This is a genomic window from Paenibacillus sp. F4, assembly GCF_002894905.1.
Classification (GTDB): Bacteria; Bacillota; Bacilli; order Paenibacillales; family Paenibacillaceae; genus Paenibacillus; species Paenibacillus polymyxa_B.
The window spans coordinates 30,326-52,317 of sequence record NZ_POVS01000014.1 but is presented as its reverse complement, the minus strand read 5'-3'; the positions used below and the strand labels follow the sequence as shown (position 1 = coordinate 52,317).

At 47.0% G+C, this 21,992-nt stretch carries 17 protein-coding genes, 1 pseudogene and 1 riboswitch; of the genes and pseudogenes, 10 read left to right on the top strand and 8 right to left on the bottom strand.

The genetic code is table 11. The features are described from left to right. The first annotated feature begins 36 nt into the window (after positions 1-36). Positions 37-1,518, top strand: a complete 1,482-nt coding sequence (locus C1T21_RS15465) for a carboxylesterase/lipase family protein (protein WP_103048866.1) — start codon at positions 37-39, stop codon at positions 1,516-1,518. Positions 1,519-1,661: 143 nt separating this feature from the next. Here the strand turns inward: C1T21_RS15465 and C1T21_RS15460 are convergent, their stop codons facing one another. From C1T21_RS15460 to C1T21_RS15435, 6 genes are all read right to left on the bottom strand, one after another. Then, the gene (locus C1T21_RS15460) at positions 1,662-3,692 is read right to left on the bottom strand and encodes a methyl-accepting chemotaxis protein (protein WP_103048865.1); all 2,031 of its coding nucleotides are present in this window, start codon (positions 3,690-3,692) and stop codon (positions 1,662-1,664) included. A 240-nt stretch (positions 3,693-3,932) separates the two neighbouring features. After that, positions 3,933-4,880, bottom strand: coding sequence for a DMT family transporter (locus C1T21_RS15455; protein WP_076292438.1), 948 nt, complete (start codon positions 4,878-4,880; stop codon positions 3,933-3,935). Positions 4,881-5,052: 172 nt separating this feature from the next. After that, positions 5,053-5,197: riboswitch (FMN riboswitch) on the bottom strand. A gap of 121 nt (positions 5,198-5,318) precedes the next feature. After that, positions 5,319-6,014 carry a hypothetical protein gene (locus C1T21_RS15450; protein ID WP_103048864.1) on the bottom strand — a complete coding sequence of 232 codons (696 nt, stop codon included), beginning with the start codon at positions 6,012-6,014 and terminating at the stop codon, positions 5,319-5,321. Beyond that, complete coding sequence (locus C1T21_RS15445; protein ID WP_103048863.1) at positions 6,007-6,930, bottom strand: ABC transporter ATP-binding protein; 924 nt, start codon at positions 6,928-6,930, stop codon at positions 6,007-6,009. Before C1T21_RS15445 ends, C1T21_RS15450 begins: the two co-directional genes overlap by 8 nt. 108 nt (positions 6,931-7,038) lie before the next feature. Further along, complete coding sequence (locus C1T21_RS15440) at positions 7,039-7,983, bottom strand: sensor histidine kinase (RefSeq protein WP_103048862.1); 945 nt, start codon at positions 7,981-7,983, stop codon at positions 7,039-7,041. Position 7,984: 1 nt separating this feature from the next. Then, a complete protein-coding gene (locus C1T21_RS15435; protein WP_025722060.1) occupies positions 7,985-8,692 on the bottom strand; it encodes a response regulator transcription factor in 708 nt (235 codons plus the stop codon). Between the two features lie 888 nt (positions 8,693-9,580). Between C1T21_RS15435 and C1T21_RS15430 the strand changes: the two genes are divergently transcribed. The 3 genes from C1T21_RS15430 (at position 9,581) to C1T21_RS15420 (ending at position 12,336) form a co-directional block, all read left to right on the top strand. Then, the gene (locus C1T21_RS15430) at positions 9,581-10,084 is read left to right on the top strand and encodes a DUF6933 domain-containing protein (RefSeq protein ID WP_103048861.1); all 504 of its coding nucleotides are present in this window, start codon (positions 9,581-9,583) and stop codon (positions 10,082-10,084) included. Positions 10,085-10,182: 98 nt separating this feature from the next. Next, positions 10,183-10,491: a hypothetical protein gene (locus tag C1T21_RS15425; RefSeq protein WP_025722058.1), complete on the top strand. Its 309-nt coding sequence runs from the start codon at positions 10,183-10,185 to the stop codon at positions 10,489-10,491. A 213-nt stretch (positions 10,492-10,704) separates the two neighbouring features. Next, entirely contained in the window at positions 10,705-12,336 is a 1,632-nt protein-coding gene (locus C1T21_RS15420) for a formate--tetrahydrofolate ligase (protein WP_103048860.1), read from the top strand. Between the two features lie 24 nt (positions 12,337-12,360). Here C1T21_RS15420 and C1T21_RS15415 read toward each other — a convergent pair whose 3' ends face one another. Together C1T21_RS15415 and C1T21_RS15410 are read right to left on the bottom strand one after the other, a co-directional pair. Further along, entirely contained in the window at positions 12,361-14,091 is a 1,731-nt protein-coding gene (locus C1T21_RS15415) for an ABC transporter substrate-binding protein (RefSeq protein WP_103049055.1), read from the bottom strand. A 107-nt stretch (positions 14,092-14,198) separates the two neighbouring features. Beyond that, positions 14,199-15,191, bottom strand: coding sequence for an ABC transporter substrate-binding protein (locus C1T21_RS15410; protein WP_103048859.1), 993 nt, complete (start codon positions 15,189-15,191; stop codon positions 14,199-14,201). A 234-nt stretch (positions 15,192-15,425) separates the two neighbouring features. On the opposite strand from C1T21_RS15410, the pseudogene C1T21_RS15405 reads away from it, so the two are divergent. The 6 genes and pseudogenes from C1T21_RS15405 to C1T21_RS15380 form a co-directional block, all read left to right on the top strand. Continuing rightward, positions 15,426-15,743 (top strand): annotated as a pseudogene (locus C1T21_RS15405) (LysE family translocator); the annotation flags it as partial. A 100-nt stretch (positions 15,744-15,843) separates the two neighbouring features. Further along, the gene (locus tag C1T21_RS15400) at positions 15,844-17,121 is read left to right on the top strand and encodes an outer membrane lipoprotein-sorting protein (protein WP_103048858.1); all 1,278 of its coding nucleotides are present in this window, start codon (positions 15,844-15,846) and stop codon (positions 17,119-17,121) included. Positions 17,122-17,378: 257 nt separating this feature from the next. After that, on the top strand, positions 17,379-18,575 hold the full coding sequence (alr, locus tag C1T21_RS15395) for an alanine racemase (RefSeq protein ID WP_061829579.1): 1,197 nt from the start codon (positions 17,379-17,381) through the stop codon (positions 18,573-18,575). Positions 18,576-18,868: 293 nt separating this feature from the next. After that, entirely contained in the window at positions 18,869-19,150 is a 282-nt protein-coding gene (locus C1T21_RS15390) for a CopG family ribbon-helix-helix protein (RefSeq protein WP_007429334.1), read from the top strand. Between the two features lie 6 nt (positions 19,151-19,156). Continuing rightward, positions 19,157-19,507, top strand: coding sequence for a type II toxin-antitoxin system PemK/MazF family toxin (locus C1T21_RS15385; RefSeq protein ID WP_007429335.1), 351 nt, complete (start codon positions 19,157-19,159; stop codon positions 19,505-19,507). Positions 19,508-19,686: 179 nt separating this feature from the next. Beyond that, on the top strand, positions 19,687-21,909 hold the full coding sequence (locus C1T21_RS15380; RefSeq protein WP_180984597.1) for a Tex family protein: 2,223 nt from the start codon (positions 19,687-19,689) through the stop codon (positions 21,907-21,909). Positions 21,910-21,992 lie beyond the last annotated feature (83 nt).

The window sequence follows — 21,992 nt, the reverse complement described above, 5'->3', positions numbered from 1 at the left end:
GTTGTGTTGAACATACGAAATAAAGGAGGCTTCATGATGGAGAGTATTACGGTACATACTCGTTTAGGTCAATTACGTGGGGAAACGGGGAATGGATATCATGTGTGGAAAGGTATCCCATATGCACAGCCTCCTGTTGGAAAACTACGTTTTCACGCGCCCCAGCCTTTGAAGCCTTGGGAGGGTGTGCGGGCTGCGTCGAGTTTTGGGCCAATCTGCCCGCAACCTATGCCATCCGCTGAAAGTATGACTGGAAATCTGGTGGAACCGCCTGAGCAGTCCGAAGATTGCTTATATTTGAACGTTTGGACACCTGCTTCGAAGGCCCCTGAGAAGGGACGCCCGGTGATGGTGTGGATTCATGGTGGTGCCTTTGTCACGGGGTCCGGGATTATACCTTTATATGACGGGGAACGTATGGCGAAGAATGGCGATGTTGTGGTTGTTACGATCAATTATCGATTGGGGCCGTTAGGATTTTTGCATCTGACTCCAAAGGGAGATGGCCTGACCTCTAATGCGGGACTGCTGGATCAGATCGCTGCGCTGAAATGGGTTAGGGATCACATCTCTGCCTTTGGCGGTAACCCGGACGAAGTAACGGTGTTCGGTGAATCAGCAGGCGCGATGAGTATTGCCGCTTTATTGGCAATGCCAGCAGCTGAGGGACTGTTCCAGCGTGCAATTTTACAGAGCGGTGCGTCGCAGGTATTGCCAACTTCACAGGCCGAACAAGTGACGGCTGTGTATCTGCAGCAGTTGGGTGTGGACACTCAGCATCCAGAACGGTTGTTTACGCTGCCGACAGATGCGCTGATGCTAGCTATGGCGAAGACGCATGAAGTCATCGGACCAGGGATGGCGATGATCTATCAACCCGTTGTGGACGGTGTGACCTTGCCAGATGTACCCCTATCTGCAATCGTGCAAGGTTCAGCAAAGCAGGTATCCGTTTTGATTGGAACGAACTTGCATGAGGGGGCCTATTTCATCCGAAAAGAATCCCATCTAATGAACAAGTCAACAGCGAGTCAGGCATTGGAAATGATGACGGGCATGTCAGACATCGGCGACCTGATAGAACCATTTCCGGTTACGATTGAGGGACAGGCACAAATGTTGACTGATCTATTTTTTTGGCGTCCTGCATTGGCTCTTGCTGTTGCGCAGTCGGCGCATGCGCCTGTATGGATGTATCGTTTTGATTGGACATTGCCGGGGCATCCTACCTTTGGACAAGCGGTTCACGGTGCAGAAATTGCGTTTGTTTTCGATAATCTGGAGCTGCTAGGTAAGCTTGGATTAGAGATTCAACCGTCGATGCAGAAGCTCGCTCAAGCTATGCAGCAGGCATGGGTTGCTTTTGCACGTGATGGGAAGCCTGTGCTGTCCGAGGAGGCTTGGCCGATGTACGACAGGGAAGAGCGGACTACAGTTATTTTCCATCAGGATATTAAAATGGAGCACGACCCCGAAGGAGATAGACGCCGTCAGTTAACCGGTCAGATGACCCTATAAGTAAACAAGAGAGATCACCCCAAGTACTCACATGGAAAAAGCCTTCGCCCGTAATTAGTATACGGACGAAGGCTTTTGTTAGTCATTAGATGTACTGCTGCTCATTCTTACTTGCATGAAATTGCAACGATACGATGTGTAACTTAAATCTTAAATCGCTTAACCAGCTGTTGCAAATCCTGCGCCATGTTGGACAACTCCTGAGACGAAGATGCGATTTCCTCCATGGCCGCCATTTGCTCCTGAGCGGCAGCAGAGGTTGTCTGCGAACTGTCCGCCGAATTGCGAGACAGACTTGCCAAATGGGTGACAGTAGCCGAAACTTCCTCTGTACTGGCTGAGATTTGTTCAGCCGCAGCGGACACACTTTGAATTTGTTCCACAATATGAGATGTAGAGCGTTCAATATTCGTAAATGCACCTTCTGCATCTTGGCTAATACGTAATCCTTCACCTACCTGGTTACGAACATTACCGTTCATGGTAGCGGTGGAGCGTTGAATCAAATCGAGCATCTGAGTAATGATCTGACTGATGGAATCTGCGCTTTCCTTGGATTGCTCAGACAGCTTGCGTACCTCTATAGCGACTACGGCAAATCCACGCCCGGCTTCGCCAGCTCTGGAAGCTTCAATAGACGCGTTCAGAGACAACAAATTGGTTTGCTTGGCAATGGCGGCAATAGCTGTATTCATCTGCTTCGCATCGTCTGAGAGCTGGGATAGCTCATCCATCAGGCTAGCCGTTTGGCTTACAGCTTCCAGAATACGGTCCATTTGTGTCCGCACATGGCTGATCATTTGACTGCCTTGAGCTACATCATGCTCGGTTTGTCCTGCTGAATCCACGATGGAGCTTGCTGATTCGGCAATGGTGCTGACACCCTTGGCCATTTCTTCAACGGCATTAGCGGTTTGCTCGGATGCCTCGGCGCTGGTGGCTGCATTTTCTGCGGATTCCATAACCGTTTCCGCTACGTGTTGTACGGACTCCGTCGTTTGCTCTGTGCTTTCCTTGATCATCAGGGAAGAGGAAGCGAGTCGGGAGGACGTTTGATTGACCTCGGAGACCATCGTATGCAAGGCATGTGTCATCTGGTCAAAATTCTGTGCCAGCTCGCCGAACTCGTCCTTACTGGACAGATTAACACGTTCGGTCAGATTTCCGTCACGGACGATACGTGTTCCTGCTTGCAGCTTGCGCAGTGGAATCAGGAACGAGCGAATCATGAGCACGATGATAATGGCAGCGGCCAGTATGGAAATAATAATTACAATCAGGCTTTGCTTCAGAATCGGTTGGGCTGCATCACTGTAATCCTCCAGATCCGACAGTGCGACAATGTTCCATCCGGTGAGAGGGTCCTTGAGTGTAAAGGCCAACACGTCCCTATTCATAAATTGAATTTGTGATATGGAGGGAGTATCATTTTCAGCGGTTTTCGCTACTTCGGGAAGTCCCTCTATGATGTCTGTTGGTTTTTTGCCTGTATTTTTAAAGGCAGTTCCAGCTCCAGCCACAATTTTATAATCAGAATCAACAATAATGAGTCCTCCGCGTTCCCCAATCTTTACAGACTGCAGGTTTTGGCTCATCTTGTCTAGGTTCAAAGCTAATGCAATAGCTCCTTGACCGTCCTCCAGCGTTTTTGATAAATTAACCACTAAATTCCCTGTCGTGACGCTGACAGCTGGAACACTGACGGCTACTTTACCCTTCTCCTGCATCGCGTTTTTGTACCATTTTCTTTCCCTTGGATCATAATCGGTTTCCTTTTTTTTCGGCGTACGAATGTATTGTCCTTCCTCATTGCCGAGGAGCGCAGCATCTAATTCGGGATGAGCTTTGACGATGACATCCAATTTTTTCTGAAGAGCCTCTTCGTTGGAATCAATGGAATCAGATTGGATTTCAGTGGATAGCACGTCAACGTCTTTCATAATAGGCGATACATACTGATTGACATTGCTTCGGATCAGATACAGATTCGTGTACACGGCACCGCCCATTTGCTGACTGAGTTGCGTCGTAGCACCCTGATAAGAAAAGTATCCAATAAGTATGCTGGGAATCAATAGGACTGCCATAAAAGCTACAATTAATTTTGTCCTCATTAAATAAAACTGTTTGAGAAACCTGCTCCACCATGGAACTGTTTGTTTTTCTTTAGTCATATTCTTGCTCCTCTGTGTCTGATGATCACTACATTGTTTTATTCGACAGAAACCGATAAATTTTAAAGATGTAATCTATGGGAAACGAGGAATAGTTTCATGTTTTAGACACTTTTGTCGAAAAATAGGTCTAAAGAACTATTTGAAATATTAATACTAATACATAAAAAGCCAAATCGGAGATGCAAAGGCATCTTCACGATTTGGCTTGGGTGAGTCATGAAAGGGACATTGAACCTGTTAATTTTTTTGCTGACGTGAAATCATAAAGAGCGTAATCCAGATGAGCATAAAACCAGTTAATTGCGCTACAGTAACGATTTGCTGAAATGCGATCCAGTTAATCACGACACCAACCATGGGAAAGCTCAGTTCTGCCATCGTGGCATAAGACGCTTTGGTCGTACTTAAGCCTTTGTAATACAGCAGCAAGCTGAGAAGACCCGGAAGCAATGCCTGCAATAGCAGATTGATAATCACAGCTGCGCCCGCCCATGTACCGGCAGGCATATTCCATGGCGCATGCTCTACAGAGGTGAGGACAATCAGCAGAGGGAGCGCCACCATGAAGCGGAGGGAGGTTACTGTTTCATATTTCATTGAACGAAGCAAGTAACTTCCCATGACTGTCGAACCGCCCCACAGAACTGCTGCACCGAGTGCAAGCAGACTACCAACCTGAACAAAATCACGAACATGTCCGAAGGGGAGCGACCAACCGAAGGTCAGAAGATACGTCCCGAACAGAGCGACGACAATTAATAATCCAAAATGACGCGGCAACATTTCCTTCAAAATAATACGGGCTAGAACAATAGCGACCAAGGGTTGAAGCTTCTGGAGTAAGAGTACAGCATTCAAATCACCATTGCTGAGTGCCATAGTGAAAATCACGCTGGCCAGAGCCGAGCCGCCCCACGAGACGAATAAAATAGCGAAAACTTGACGAAGCCGTACCGCTTTGAGTTCCTCACGATGCTTCCACAGCATCGGTGTCAGAGCGAGGAAGAGCAGCACATGCTCCATAAGTACAATTTGTGTTGAAGTAAATGACTTTAGCAAAATAATACGAAACAGCGGGTCTGCGCCCCACAAGGCCGCTCCAATTGCGACCAGCCAAAAACCGCTTTTCATGTGGGAGCTACGATCAAAACCTTTGGATGTTAGTACAGTAGAAGATTGACTCATACTCAATTAGCTCCTTGCGAATACAGGACCGGTGGCACAAAAACCCCCGTCCATGGCGAAAGGCCATGCAAGACGGGGGTTGATCAAATAAACTTGCCGCTTTATGCAAGTTAAATGAAGTTGCTGCAAAACTAATAACGCAGTATTCATCCACTTCGCGGCATGTTGATATTTCGATCTTCTTCCATCCGGACTTTACCGTCGGCTTTGGCATCTCACCAAATCAGTCCGTATCCTGTTGCCAGATACAGAGTCGCGGGCTTAGCTCCATGAGCCATACCGCCGGTTGGGAATCTCACCCTACCCCGAAGATCCTTATTCCGTTTTTAATTTCTCCTATAGGATATACCTGTTTTAGAATGAAGTCCAGTGAAAAATGTGTGTATATCTAACAATGATTTTCATCTGTTTTTTGAAAGCGCTCTACGAAATTACATATTACGAGGTAATATCCTTATACTCAATACGTCGAATCGCCGCATAAGCCACAAGCATTCCCAGTATAGAGAAGCCAATTTGCACGGGGGCTATGGAGCTAAGTGTAGCGCCGTTATTATTGGAGAAAAGCAATGCTACAATCAGGATTGAGGTCACAATAGTGGTGGGTACAGAGTATCTTCGCATCCCCATATACAGCGGAACCAATCCCATAAAGCTGGCAGCAACGGCATTGATTAACGTCCGTGCTGATTGTTGACCCAGTATCGAAAGAGTAAGGTTATCCGGTACAATCAAGACAAACTGGTTGAGCAGATGAATAGCGGCCGTAATGATTATTTCAGATATAATAATAGACAAGAACGTAAACAGCAGCACAACCAAGAGCTTGGCGATCATCAACTTTTGACGGTGAATCGGATACATGAACAAGATCGTAATCGATTTGGATTTAAATTCTCCGACGATAAAGCGGCATAGCAAAACGGAGGAAAACACAATAAATGTGGCTCTTACAAAAATGTCTATTATATCCAAAAGTTGAGTGTACTGTGTAAATTCAGGTATTCCTTCACTTTGACTGTCCAGCGCGATAATACAGAGCAGCCCAAGAATGCATGCATTGGCGATCAGTGCTGAACGGATATAACCCGCCAGATGAAATTTTTTCAGCTCCAACTGCATCAATTTAAGCATGGAGATCACCTCCGTTTAACAGCCGTAAAAAGTAGTCTTCCAGGGTGCTGCTTTTCTGATGAATGGAATCCACTTCTATATCATTTAAAATGAGCGTCTTCGTAATTTGTTTCTGCGGTACATTTGAATCGTAAATACGTATACTCTGTTCATTTAGTACCCTTATATTATTCAGATTCAGATGATGGGAGAGGACGTAGGTCGCTTTTTTACAATCGTTGGTCGTAAATTCGATATATTCCGTATTGGTTTCTCGCACCTGTTCCATCGACACTTCCTCAATCAGCCTTCCGTGATTAATCACGCCTACCGTATCCGCAATCTGCTCTATTTCCGCTAAAATATGACTGGACACGAGCAGGGTCATCCCATATTCCTTGCATAGCATATGGAATAATTGGCGGATTTCCTTGATTCCCACGGGGTCCAGACCATTAATCGGTTCATCCAAAATGAGTAGCTCTGGCTTAGTCGCAATAGCGCGGGCAATCCCGAGACGCTGTTTCATTCCCAGTGAAAAGTCTTTTACCGACTTGTCACCCGCATTCTGCAAGTTCACTAATTCCAGGGCATCCCGGACAGCCTGCTTATTATAGTAGCCCATGTATTCACAATGAAGTTCGAGATTTTGCTGCGCCGTTAGCCTGTCATAAAAAATCGGGTATTCAATAATCGAACCCATCCGTCCGAGCAGATGATACGATTTTGGCGTTAATTTCTCACCGAATAATTCAATTTCACCCGATGTCGGCTTGAGTAAATTCGTAATCATTTTCATCATCGTCGTCTTGCCTGCCCCGTTAGGGCCGAGAAAGCCATAGGTTTCTCCCTTGCGCACATTCATACTGACTCCCGCTACAATTTCGTTGCCCTTCAGGGCCTTGGTCAACTGATGTGTACGTATTACGTAAGTCATGGGTGTTCTCCCTTCGTATACTGCTGATAATTCAAGGATACAGGGCGAAATGTTCATTTTTCTTTCGTGATTCTTACAAATTTATTAAGTTGAGCATGTTGAGTACGATTAATAGTTGATTTTCTTCAATGTAAAAGAGAAGACTGTCCGCTCATAAGGTCTACTGGTCAATTGAACTTCTCCGTTCATCGTTTCAACCAGACGTTTGGCAATCGTAAGGCCCAGTCCGCTGCCTTGTACCGCCTTATTGCGGGAGTCCTCCAGTGTGTACATGCGTTCAAAAACTTTATCTTGCTCAGATTCCTGTATGCCTTTCCCACGATCCCATACCTCTATACGCACTGTATCCTGCTGTTCTGACAGTGTCAGGCCTAGCGTCCGTCCATCTGCCCCGTAGCGAACGGCATTCGAGATCAGATTATTCAGCACCCGCCCAATGGCTCCTTCGTTCCCCAAGGCATGAATGGGGTACTCGGGGATCTCAATATGCACAGTAAATCCCTGTGCAGTCAGCAGGTCATAATACTCCAAAATACTGCGTCTGCACAGTTCTCCTATCTCCAGTCGGGTCAACGGAATATCCGTATCATTAGCTTCCAGTTTCGCCAAATTAAAAAAGCTTGCGATCAACTCAATCGCTTCGCTTGTCTTTTGATGAATTTTGGATAGCAGCTTTATACGTTCTTCCGGCAAAATAGTCGGATCGCCATCCAGCATCTCGGCATATCCAAGCACAACCGTAAGCGGGGTCTTGAGATCGTGTGAAATGTTCGAAATCATTTTGCGCATAGCAATTTGGCTACGGTTGTAATCTGCAGACACTCTGAGATTCAAGTCCAGCAGTCGATTAATTTCCGTCATGAGTCGTTGCAGTTCAACGTCACCTGTGACATATAGCAGCTTTTCCGCATGATTCACCGTCACAATCCGCTCTAGTAGCGCTCGTATATCTTTTATTTTGCGCTTATAGGCCATACGCTCCCGCCAAAGCCATACTATAACGACTGACATGATGAGGCCGACAATCCACTCAGAAATGTTTTCGATGTTCATATCAGCCATTCTCCCATTTGTAGCCAATGCCCCATAGCGTTTTAATGTGGAGAGGATGAGAGGGATCTTCTTCGATTTTCTCACGCAGGCGGCGAATGTGGACGTTAATCACGTTCTCGTCGCCCATATAATCGTCTTTCCAAATAAATCCGTATAATTGTGCTTTTGTAAATACCCGGTTCGGATTGGCTACAAATAGCTTCAAAATATCGGACTCTTTGGCTGTTAGCTGAATTTCATTTTCATTGCGTATGACTGTAAAATGATCAAAATCAATGCGCAGACTGCCGTAGGTCAAAACTTGTGCTTGCGGCTGTTCCTCCTGTTGTTGCTGACGGGCATATGTAGTAGATCTGCGGATCGCGGACTGAATACGAGCCGTCATTTCGAGCATTGAAAAAGGTTTGGCAACATAATCGTCTGCCCCAAAGCCCAGTCCAAGCGCTTTATCCACGTCGCTGTCCTTGGCTGACATAATCAGAATAGGTACGGCGCTGTGGGTACGGATTCGGCGGATCACCTCCATACCGTCCACCTTCGGCATCATCAAATCCACCAGTACCAGATCATAGGTATGACGTTCAAAGGCAAGAAGTCCCTCTTCCCCGTCATAGGCGGTGGTTAAAGTGTAACCTTCCTTGGTGAGTGCTTTAAGTAGCATTTCGGCAATGAATAGATCGTCTTCAATAAGTAAAATATGCTGTGACATAGGTGTGGAACACCCCTAATTTTTAGATTAAGCTCGCGTGACGAACTGTACCTGAATTATATAGAGCAGTGGAGGGGATTTCCATAAAAATTATCCATTGAAGTTGAGTGGGGAATATTCATAGAAAGTTAAAAGGGTGTTTTTCCCGATGCATTGGCTTTATTTCAAGAATGAATTCCACGGTGTACATCCAATGATGTTCCTATTAAATTAAGGTATTTCATTAAGCGTTGTAAGTGATTTTTTCCCAACCTCTTAAAAGGGTGAGACGTGGAATTTCTTAGAGGTGCCAGGGTTTTAGACGTTTTTCTCTACAATCAGAGGGGAGGGGTCTACGGTTGGGAAAAAATTGCGAAACCCTAGTGGCTGTAGTAAAATAAGCACATTATTAAAACTGAAAAGCTTGATTCTACTAGCCTTTAACCACAACATGTGATGTATTGAACTTTAACCACAACATGGGATGTATTGAAATGCGAGTCGCGAACGTCTACCGCCATGCATTCCGATGCTTTAACCACAACATGGGATGTATTGAAATAGATTCAGGATAAAATCAATGAGCTTGCTCTAAACTTTAACCACAACATGGAATGTATTGAAATTAGTTTAATTTTTCAAATAGCCCATGCTTCCGATCCCTTTAACCACAACAGAGAAGTATTCAAAATGCTCTTAACCTGAAGGCACTGTAGTAATTTCATCTCCACTCCTAACAGAAGATGTGATCAAATTACTGGCAGCTGCTAGCCTCTCTATTATACTGAAAGAGTTTATAATCCGGTGTTTGGAATACGATGTTATGATATACGTGACATGCTTTATACAAGAAATCAGGTATGTCTAATCACGAGCTACGGCACAGGACCGTCATAAAGGAGAGCAAAGATGTTTGTCATACGAGGAACACAAAAACTGCTGAAGGAATGGGAGACTGAACCACTTCAAGTTGATATTTATCCGCCTTTGAATAGTTGGCATGCCAGCTTGTTTTTACTGAATCGAAGAAAAAATATAGTGTTTATGCATGATATATCCCGCTTAAGCATCACGCTTTTTGGGATTAAAAAATCGCAGTACAACAACCTGCCGACTCTTTTTGTGCAAGCCTTGAAGGAATTGATGATCAGCGAAGGAATTGATGAGCGTATCGTAAAGGCATACATACAGGAAGGCGAGCAGATGCTGGTGACGACGACAAATAGACATAGTGTGATGGGAACCCTGGATGAGATTATTTTTATCATGAAGGAACTGGATATGGAGCATGGGTGCGAGCTGGAAAAAAACCAGTGGAATAACCGGATTGTTTTCAAAACAGTTGAATACAAGTACCCTGTTGATGTTTTTAAAGAAATGCTAGAAAAGCATTATAAACTAGAAAGTATTTGAGAAATTTATGATTTTACGAAATGAGTTCCATTTATTCCCTCTGTCCTATATAATCTAATATAGTTCTAAAAGACTATATAAAGAGAGGTAAGGGGTAAATGAAGATTAAATTGAGAAATAAAACGGGAATGATCAAGGAACGCAAAGTAGGTTTTTCATGGACTACGCTCTTTTTCGGTTTTTTCCCTGCGTTGTTTAGAGGGGATTGGAAGTGGGCTGTTATTATTTTTCTGGTATCGATCCTTACGAGTGGGGCGTCCAACTTTGTATTTTGCTTCATATATAACCGCTTACATATTAATGACCTGCTGACCCAAGGCTATGGTCCTGCTACTAAGAAATCCCAAGCTATCCTGATTTCTAAGGGATTTATTGCTGAAAATTACGCTGCTAACTTTGCAGGTTAATTTGAGAGCTGCTTGTTAAAACGAGACGTGTCAAAAGAGCATTCACCGAAGTCCATGCGGCCGGGGAATGCTCTTTTTTTATAACTCACATGATAGCAACGCTTGCGATGAAATGAATCATAGCGCAATAAGCGGCACACTTTGGTAAAATAAAACGATACAGGGTTTGACACCATCGGTCAGACTTATAAAACGGGGGGTACATAACGAAAGATGAAGAGGATTATTGATATAGCCAAGGAAGCAGGAATTGAAGAAGAACATCTGGAGACGTATGGAAAATATAAAGCGAAGCTGAATCCGTCCCTGTGGGAGCAGTTAAAGGATCGCCCGAATGGAAAGCTGGTGCTGGTTACAGCGATGAATCCCACGCCGGCGGGAGAAGGAAAAACGCTGACAACCATCGGGCTGTCACAGGCGCTGAATGCGCTGGGGCATAAAACCGTTGCTGCGTTGCGTGAGCCGTCCCTCGGCCCTTGCTTCGGCATGAAAGGAGGAGCAACCGGGGGAGGACAAGCCCAGATTGTTCCGGCAGAAGACATTAACCTGCATTTTACAGGTGATATTCACGCGATTTCGGCAGCGCATAACTTACTGGCAGCGATGATCGATAACCATTTATTTCATGGAAATGCTTTGCGGTTGAAACCGGAGCGGATCGTGTGGAAACGCGCTGTTGATATGAACGACCGGAGTTTGCGAAATATTGTGACCGGATTGGGGTCAGGTAATGGAGCAGTGAGAGAAAGTGGCTTTCTGATTACCTCGGCTTCAGAAGTGATGGCAGTATTATGTTTAAGTGAAGATATGGACGATCTTAAAGTGCGATTGGGTCGGATGGTGATTGGTTATAACGAAGATGGCGAAACGGTAACAGCTGAGGAACTACATGCGGTGGAAGGTATGGCTGTGCTGCTTCGGGAAGCATTGAAACCCAATCTGGTGCAAACGTTGGAGGGAACTCCAGTTATTGTGCATGGCGGACCTTTTGCGAATATTGCGCATGGATGCAGTAGTTTGATCGGTACGAAGCTGGCCCTGAAGCTGGGAGAGGTGGTCGTCACGGAGGCTGGATTCGGGGCCGAGCTGGGCGCGGAAAAGTTTTTTGACATCAAGTGCCGTCAATCCGGTTTGCAGCCAGATGCGGCTCTGTTGGTCGTAACCGCCAAAGCGCTGAAATATAACGGCGGTGTAGCTAAAAATGAGCTGGACGCAGAAAATCTGGAGCAATTGCAACTTGGATTAGTCAACATGAATCGGCATGTACGGAATTTGCAAAAGTTTGGCGTGCCAGTACTGGTAGCGGTCAACCATTTTGTAACAGATAGCGAAGCCGAGTTGGAACTGATTTTCTCGGAATGCCGCAAGCTGGGTGTACCCGTAGAACTGTCACAGGTGTGGGCACAGGGAAGCCAAGGTGGAGAGAAGCTGGCCCAAAGCCTGCTCAACCTGCTTCAGGAGAACAAAGCCCATTTTGCACCATTGTATGAGCATACACTTGATTTGCAAGCGAAAATTAGTGTCATTGCGAAGGAGCTTTATGGTGCGGCAGAGGTAGCTTACACTCCTGCGGCCAAACGGGCGTTGGCCGGTATGGAGCAGCTTGGTTTTGGACAACTGCCTGTATGCATGGCCAAAACGCCGTATTCTTTCTCAGATCAACCTTCTCTGCTAGGTGCACCGGAGGGATTTACCATTCACGTGTCCAGCGTTTCTTTGTCCGCAGGGGCAGGCTTTGTGGTCGTGGAAACAGGTAATACTATGACGATGCCAGGATTGCCCAAATCCCCAGCAGCTGAGCATATGTCGCTGGAAGCAGATGGGAGCATTCATGGTCTAATGTAGTATCTTTAGAAAAATGGCAGCTTCTCAGGATGGAGTTCCAAGCAGTTTGGGCAGTGCAGTAAGCAGTTTTTGCCGGGTCATGGCATCGCTCCAGTTCCAGCGGTCAGCTTCTACGAAATATACCCGACCTTGACGTACAGCAGGAAGGCTGCGCCAGAGAGGGCTGCTGATCATGCGTTCCAGCGTATGTTTGGATTCTGGGGCTGTTGGGACAAGCATAAAAATGCGGTCCCCGGCGTAATCAGGCAATTCGTTCGGATCTATTTCCGCGAAGCCTTGTTCCGCGTCGAGCACCTTTTGGATCGGCTCAACGGGCTGAAAGCCCTGTGGGTGGTAGAGGGCCGACGAGAATCCGGACATACCCATGACAAAGAGCCGATCACCATGATCGAAAATGAAGACGGAGGCCGTTTCTCCAGCTGTGATTTGCGTACCGAGCTGCTGCCACATTGCCAGATTGCGGGCTGTGAAGGTAGACAACCAGCGTTCGGCCTCACGCTCCTTACCGAGCCAGGCGCCAAGTGTACGCATCCGTTCCTCCAGCGTGGCGAAGGAGTTGAAGGTGACGGTGGGAGCGATACTGGCAATGCGCTCATATTCCTGTTCATCCGAATTGGCGATGATAATTAGATCAGGATCAAGAGCGCTGGTCAAGCGAATATCCAGGGGAAGGCCCACATCGGCGACATTCACAAGACGATGTTTATAGACGCTGTATTCACTGAGTCGCAGACTTCCACCGATGGCTTTGGCCCCTAATGCCAATAGATCGCCCATCGTTTCTCCATGATAGATGATACGGCTTGCTCGGCGTGGAATGTGAATATGGTGGCCCGTCCAATCCTTGACGCGCACAGATCCGGAGACAGAAAGTGCGTACTTGCCAGGGGGAATCCCGGTCATTTGCCTAAACCGTCGATTAAAATAATATTCGTCAGAGAAACCAACCTGACGGGCAATTTCACGTAAAGGCCGTTTGCATTCCAGCAGCAGCCGCTTGGCATGGTTCAAGCGCAGCTCAGTGAGGTAATGCAGCGGCTTTTTGCCTGTCATTTTACGAAACATTTGTGAGTATTGCCATATGGAAACGTTCGCCTGCTCGGCAAGCTGCTTGACGGTAATGGGCTTTTCATAGTTGTTTTCCATATATGAGAGAGTGCCTTCTACCGATGCTGGCAATGCCGGATTAGAGGTATTATTTTGATCAATATGGGTGTGGTCTTCCTGCCACAGCAAGAGCAACTCTTGAAACATGATTTGCTGCCGTAATACAGATATCTGGTTATTCGGCTGTACCGCTTGTTGGGTACTATGAAATAGCTCTTCAGTCAACTGAATAAGTTTGGAGGAAGAAGAGGAGACGATGCATTCGCGCGGTCTCGGCAGGACAGGTCCATGATATATGGATGGCATACGCGATGCGTGTTCAGCCAAGGCCATGTCCGCTTGTGGTTCTGACGGCAAAGCGATGACCTCAAACGTGATTTTGTAGTATTCGGGTACAGTTCCATTCAGGGGAGCGATTTGATAGGATTCACCTGGAACTAGCCAATACCCATGACCTGTAGGGGATAGATACTGCTCTGGGTCAATGTCCACCATACCTGTCCCACCGATGAATATAAGCAGACAGTGATATGAATTGGGACGTGATAATAAGTCATCGGTAGGCTGACCAACCAACGCAATTTCTTTAAAATGAAAAAGCAGTGAGCTGAACGGGGGAGGATATACGGACGACGGAGACTGGTTCACGGTATTGCTCCTTTTATTGAGAATGGTTATCATGTATATATAAGTATACCTCCTTTAGGTTCAACAAAAAAGAAGCTATCAACAAGTGTCGATAAGCTTCTCCAATTTTATTTGATGAGCTTGGGCAATTCCTCCAGCAGCCATTCTCGAGTGGAAGCATCACTTTCAGTTTTGCCAATATCCTGAGTATACACACGCCCCTGTTTGACAGCAGGGAGCTGGAGCCACAGCTTGCTTTTCATTAACTGTTCGGTGGATTGTTGGGCTTCTGAACTTGGTGTTCTTAGTATGAAAATCCGATCTCCAGCGTATTGTCCGATCACTTCCTGAGATATTTGAACAAATCCTTTGTCTTCATCCAATGCTTTCTGAATAGGAGAGGTAGGCTTGAAACCATTCTTTTCATACAGTATTTGTGACAGTCCTGTCCGTCCCATTGCGAATAAACGGTCACCTGGATAGTAGGTAAAGACTGAAGCTGTTTCCCCCGCCTTAACACCCTCTGCGTGAAGTTTGGTCCACATCTCCGCTTCCTTTATTTTATATTGGGCAAGCCAATCTTCAGCAGCCTTTTTCTTGTTCACAATGTCTCCGAGATGCAGCAAACGTTCGTTTAACGGGGCAAAGGTATCGAACATAATTGTAGGTGCAATTTTTGTTAACGCTGCGTATTGCTTTTCATCCGTATCGGCGGTAATGATCAGGTCAGGCTGTAGTTCCAAGGCTTTTTCCAAATTAATCGGGAACCCCAGATCGGCCACGTTCTGAACCTGCTTCTCATAAACCTTGCCTTCAATTATAGAAGTCGATGTACCTACAGCTTGTACGCCTAAAACCAATAAATCCCCGTAGTTTTCTCCAAAATAAGCAATGCGTTGGGGAGTCGTAGGAATGTTCACTGTATGTCCCTTATAGTCTGTGTAGTCACGAGTTGTGGCAGCTTCCGATGTTTTTGCAGATGCTGTTGTGTTGCTGCTTGCAGTCTGATTGTCAGATGCACCGCATCCCAGCAGCAACGCCCCCATAAGACAGAATAGGCAGATCAGAGCAGTGTATTGTCGAGTAGATTTTCTGTTGATTGTCGAGTTCTTGTTGGTCATAGCAACCTCCGTATAATAGAATGATTCAGAATTTTTCAAATGAGAATTATTATCACAAAAGCAATGATAAGCGCTGGCTCCTCAATACTCAATGGACAAACTTGGTCAATGAATCCGATTTTGTACAAAATAAGTCTCATGAGTTCTTAGCTCATTTCAGGTTTCAAATTTTATTGATTTGTCATTTTTTATGGTATAGAATATCATTTTTATACATTTGAAAGGGGGTTTGAAATGGCATTGTTTATTACATATGTTTTACTAGGTTTCTCTATAGCACTACCTGTAGGTACGATTACCATTGAAATGACGAAGCAAGGGCTAAAGAATGGATTCATGCATGGATGGATTGTGGGTCTTGGGGGGATGACCGTCGATTTGTTATTAATCATTGGTTTATATTTTGGTCTGGCCTCTGTTTTGTCATTATCTGTTGTACAGGTGATCATGTGGCTCATTGGTGCTATATTTTTGTGCTACGTGGGGTACGACAGCATTAAAAATGCAGATCATGATATTGCGCTAGAAGGAGAGAAAAAGACGAAATCATTAGGATACGTTCAAGCTTGTCATGCCAGTCTGCATAAATCGAACAAGTCCTTCATAGACATGTACTAATTCATTTAAAACATGTGCTGAAGGGGTTGATGACATGCGCCGGATTTCATGGATGCTCGCCATGGTCATGTGTGTAACGCTGCTGCTGGCCGGGTGCGGCAAGAAGAGCGCGGACGATGTGGTTAAAGATTTGAGTGACGTGGTGAGCGACCTGAACAGCTACCACGGTACAGCTTTGATGACGCTGCATACCGGCGACACGCCGCAGGAATACAAGGTGGATATTTCCTACCGCAAGCCGTCCTATTACCGAATTGCCATGACGAACGAGAAAAAGGATGTTACGCAAATTGTGCTTCGTAATGATGAGGGTGTATTTGTACTGACACCCAGTCTGAACAAAAGCTTCCGTTTCAAAAGCGACTGGCCAAACAATCAGGGTCAAGTATATTTATATGAAACGTTGGTTCGCAGCATTATCGGCGATGCCTCCCGTCAGTTGGCTACCGACGATAAATCCTATGTGTTTGATGTGGCAGCGAATTACAACAGCCATGCGCTGGTGAGACAAAAGATATGGCTATCCAAAAATGACTATGCACCCACTCAGGTACAAGTGTCTGATGCGAATGCCAAGGTAGTTGTTGATCTGAAATTCGATCAATTTGCTTTTGATACGAAGTTTGACAAGGACTCTTTTGATATGGAGCGGAATATGGCTTCAGGTAAGACGAGTACGGGTAGCGAAGGGGCGCCATCTTCTGGAGCAGTGGAGCCCAGCGGTCAGCTTGATCCTTCCGGTGCGATGGATGGGACGACTGGCGTGACGTCTGGCGAACCCGGACAAGAGCAGGGAACAGCAGGAGATGCAGTCCAGCAGCCGTCAGGGGAAGCAAAGGTGGATGGTACTGCCACAAACGATACGTCCAAACCGGATGGAGCAGCCAACGCAGAGGCACAGCAACAAACACCAGGCACATCGGATGCCGCAAACGGAACATCAGCGGGAACAGATGCAGCAGAAGCAGTGATGGGTGAGTTCGGCTTGATCGAGCCGTCCTACACGCCAGCCGGAGTACAGATCAAGGATACGCCGGAGCTGGAGGATAATGGGACACATGCCGTGATGCTGCGGTATAGTGGAACGTATAATTATACCATTGTGGAGGCACGTCCAAAAGATCGGGCGGTCGCACTGGCCGCAGGTGAACTGGTTGATATTGGAGGGAGCTTCGCCGTTCTGACCGGAAGCGAACAGCAGACGATGACCTGGATGAATGACGGAATCGAGTTCAGAATCACCAGTGCTGACCTGCCTGTAAGCGAAATGATACAAATTGCCGCTTCTATACAGGATCAATCGGGTAAATAAAACTTTATAGACGGATGCAGACGGTCTAGAGTGTAAATTACTCTGCTGCCGCCCGTATCCGTCTTTTGTTCATTCGCGGTCTAGGATGTGCATCGCTTGTAAGTCGTGTTCATTGTAGAGGATGCTGGCAAACGCCCCCTGCCATTGACAGCCACGTTTCTGAACATTACCATTAACCTTTGGAAGTAAGGTATGTGCCACACTCCGAATGGTAAAGGTTATGTTACAGGCTAACAATTGAAGAAGGTGACTGGATTTTGCAAGCACAATACAGATCGACCCGGGCCGAAATCAACCTGGATCTCCTTGGCGCCAACTATGAAGCTTTTCGCAAGGCATTGCCAGCGGATAAGCTGATGCTGGTCTGTGTTAAGGCAAATGCCTACGGACACGGTGCCGTGGAAATTTCAAAGGAATTGGAACGCCTTGGTGCGGATTATTTGAGCGTCGCTTTTCTGGATGAAGCGTTGGAGCTTCGTCATGCGGGGGTTCAGCTACCAATTCTAGTACTCGGTTATACCTCACCGGAAGCTGTACAAACGGCTTGGGAGCATGATATCTCATTGACAGTGTTCAGTGAGGAAGTGCTGGAGGGTATCCGCAGACTGGACCGCCAAGGAAACGAACGCAAGCTGAAGGTGCACATCAAAATAGACAGCGGCATGGGAAGACTGGGTTTGTTGCCTGGAGAAGAGGCTATGGCTTTTGTCCGGCAGGCTAACGAATTAGAGCAAGTGCTGCTGGAAGGCATGTACACCCATTTTGCCCGCGCGGATGAAGAAGACAAAAGCTATACACTGCTACAATATGATCGGTTTCGGGGCGTGGCGGAAGCGCTAAGGGAACAAGGTATCACCATTCCCATTATACATACGGGCAACAGCGCCGCCACCATTGATACCCCTTCTCTTTCCCCCAATATGGTGCGGATTGGTATCAGTATATACGGTCTGTACCCGTCTGATGAGGTTAACCGGCAAGCCATTGAACTGTTGCCTGTGTTGTCATTAAAGACGGCAGTGGTTTATACCAAGACGCTTCCTCCCGGCTGGGGAGTTAGCTATGGCACCCGGTACGTGACCTCCAGTGAAGAACGGATCGGTACACTGCCAATCGGCTATGCGGATGGATACTCCCGCATGCTGAGTGGGAAGATCGAAGTGTTGATACGCGGTCGCCGCGTCCCGGTACTCGGTACGATTTGCATGGACCAGTGTATGGTATCCTTACAATCTTTCGCAGAAGATGCGGAAGAAATCCAAACCGGCGAAGAGGTTGTTCTCATCGGCCAGCAGTCCGGCGAAACTATCGCGGCGGATGAGCTGGCATCCAAGCTTGGTACGATCCACTATGAGGTAATCTGCATGATCGCAGACAGGGTACCGCGTGTATACACACGAGATCATGTTCCTGTTGTTCGAGTGAACTCGCTTCTTCCAACCCGCTGGAATTAATTTCATAACGCAAATTACCGAATAAAAGCAGGAGTTTTCGCAGAACGTCCCGAAATATGTACAAAGGAAAGAAAAGAGCGCTATAACTGTCAAAAGACGCATCAGGCTCCGCTGACACTTGTATTTCGGGGATCAAACGCCTGTACGAAAACGAACTGCGTAGTTTATAATGGAATGCAGCATAGATGATATACGAATATCATATACATTCTCTTGTATTCCGTTTGAATAAATTACCGGGAATAACGTTATAATGGTACAATGGCGACAAGGTTTTGGGGGTGGAAGAGAAGTTGGCTAATTTGCAGAACACCAAAAGAATAATGATCAGTTTGCCAGATCATCTCTTGCAGGAAGTGGACGGGATCGTAGCTATGGAAAATTCCAACCGCAGTGAATTTATCAGGCAGGCCATGAAGCTGTATGTAGGCGAACGTAAAAAACGTTACATTCGTGAAGCTATGCAGCGTGGATACATGGAAATGGCTAAAATTAACTTAACCATGGCATCCGAAGCCTTTCACGCGGAGGAAGATGCAAACAGCACCTTGGGCCGTACAGTTAGCGGGGTGTAATCCATATTGATCGTAAAGCGCGGCGACGTTTTTTTTGCAGACCTTTCACCCGTAGTCGGTTCCGAGCAAGGTGGCGTCAGACCTGTGCTGATCATTCAAAATGATATCGGCAACCGGTTTAGTCCTACTGTGATCGTAGCAGCCATCACTGCCCAGATTCAGAAGGCAAAGCTGCCTACACACGTGGAAATCGACGCGGCGACGCATGGCTTTGATCGTGATTCTGTTGTTCTTCTGGAGCAAATTCGGACGATCGACAAGCAAAGGCTTACCGACAAAATCACCCATTTAGATGAAGAAACCATGCGCAAAGTGAGCGATTCGCTACAAATCAGTCTCGGTTTGATTGATTTTTAGCGTGATGGAACGACGAGTGAAACGGGAAAAGGGCAGCGCTTGGGCGCTGTCCTTTTGCGTGTCCGATGAAAAATGCAGGTAGGGCTTGCTTTAACGTCACCTGCTGGCGCTTTGAATCATTTTTTGTGATAATGAAAGACATGGTGTATGACAAGAGCTGTGAGGAAGAAGGGATAGGTTTGTCTAACGAGGAAACGAAGACGGAAATCCGGCAGGAGCCGAACGAAGCAGAACGCCAAGAGCGGATTGTCAAACAAGTGGCGAGAGAGCTGTCGCTGGCACTCAAGCAAATCCGGACAACGATCAGTTTGTTGGATGAAGGGAATACAATTCCTTTTATCGCGCGTTATCGTAAGGAAATGACAGGAGAGCTGGATGAAAATCAGCTACGTGAAATTGAAGATCGTGTGGTGTATTTGCGTAATTTGGAGGATCGTAAGGTAGAGGTCATCCGCATTATTGATGAGCAGGGCAAGCTGACGGAAGACCTGCAGGCTGCTATCACCTCTGCGGTTAAACTTCAGGAAGTGGAGGATCTGTACCGTCCGTATCGGCAAAAGCGCAAAACCCGCGCTAGTGTAGCAAAGGAACGGGGACTGGAGCCGCTGTCTATCTGGATCTGGAGCCAGCCGAAGCAGGGCGATGCTCTGAAAGAAGCCGAGTCCTATGTAAATGCGGAACTGGGAGTGGACAGCGCTGAGGCGGCCATCCAAGGAGCCTTGGACATTTTAGCTGAAAATATAGCGGATGATGCGGCTATTCGCCAATGGGTACGCCGATATACGCTGGACCATGGTATGTTGACCTCCGAAGCAAAGGACGCGGAGCAAGAATCCGTGTATGAGAATTACTACAGCTATCGTGAGCTCGCTAAGAAAATGCCACCTCACCGTATTCTGGCGATTAATCGCGGGGAGCGGGAAGGCATTCTTAAGGTTGGTCTGGAGGTAGTGCCAGATTCCATTTACAATTACGTGGCAGGCCAAGTGATTAAAGGATCGTCTGTCGTGGAGGAGCTGCTGCGCAGTGTCATTGAGGATGCGTATAAAAGACTTATCGCGCCGTCTATCGAGCGTGAAGTGCGCGCTGAAATGACGGAGAAGGGCGAGCAGCAGGCCATCTCCATTTTTGCAGGCAACTTGCGCAGTCTGTTGCTACAGGCTCCGATCAAGGGCCGACGTGTGCTCGGTGTCGATCCGGCCTATCGGACAGGCTGTAAGCTGGCGGTTGTCGATGACACCGGCAAGCTGCTGGAAGTAGCAGTGACGTATCCGACACCGCCGAACAACAAGAAGCGCGAGGCTGCTGAAAAGTTCAAGCAGCTGATTGCCCAATACGGTATCGAATTGATTGTCATTGGTAACGGAACCGCTTCGCGCGAGACAGAGCAATTCGTAGCAGAAGTCATCGCGGACATTGGTGACAGCAGTCTAGCGTATCTGATCGTCAATGAGGCGGGCGCGAGCGTATACTCTGCCTCCAAGCTGGCACAGGAGGAATTTCCCGATTTGGACGTGGCCGAGCGCAGTGCGGCTTCCATCGCACGTCGTGTGCAGGACCCACTGGCTGAGCTGGTCAAAATTGAGCCGAAGGCTATTGGTGTAGGCCAATACCAGCATGATGTGTCGCAGAAACATCTGGATGAAAGCTTAAAGGACGTTGTCGAATCAGCCGTTAACCATGTCGGTGTGGATGTGAACACGGCTTCCTCTGCGCTGTTATCCTATGTAGCAGGGATCAATGCGACGATTGCCAAAAACATTGTTAAGTACCGTGAGGAAAACGGTAAATTCAGCAACCGTCGTCAGTTGCAGAAGGTGCCGCGTCTTGGTGCAAAAACCTACGAGCAATCTGTAGGCTTTATCCGTATACCGGGTGGAGAAAATCCGCTGGACCGCACACCGATTCACCCTGAATCTTATGCTGTCGTAGACCGCCTGTTGGCGGAATTGAACATTAGCGCTCACGATCTGGGTACTAAGACTGCAATGGAAGCACTGAGCGTGTCCAACATTGACGAATTGGCTGCGAAGCTGGAAGTCGGCGTGCCGACACTGAAGGATATTCTGGACAGCCTCCAGCGTCCGGGCCGTGACCCGCGTGACGAGCTGCCGTTGCCTGTATTCCGCAAGGATGTGCTGAAGATCGAGGATCTGGCACCGGGTATGGAGCTTCAGGGAACCGTCCGCAATGTCATTGATTTCGGCGCGTTTGTCGATATCGGTATTAAAAGTGACGGGTTGGTTCATATTTCACAGCTGCGCAGTGGCTTCGTAAAGCATCCGATGGATGTCGTATCTGTCGGTGATAACGTAACGGTGTGGGTGTTGAATGTTGATTTGAAAAAAGGCAGGGTTGGTCTGACGATGAAACCTCCTGCAGAGGCGCAATCGCAGGCATAATACTTTAAATAAAGCTGTACAACCTTCTTGTGAAGGTATAACAAAAGCCGGAATCTCCGAACTGCATCGGAGCTTCCGGCTTT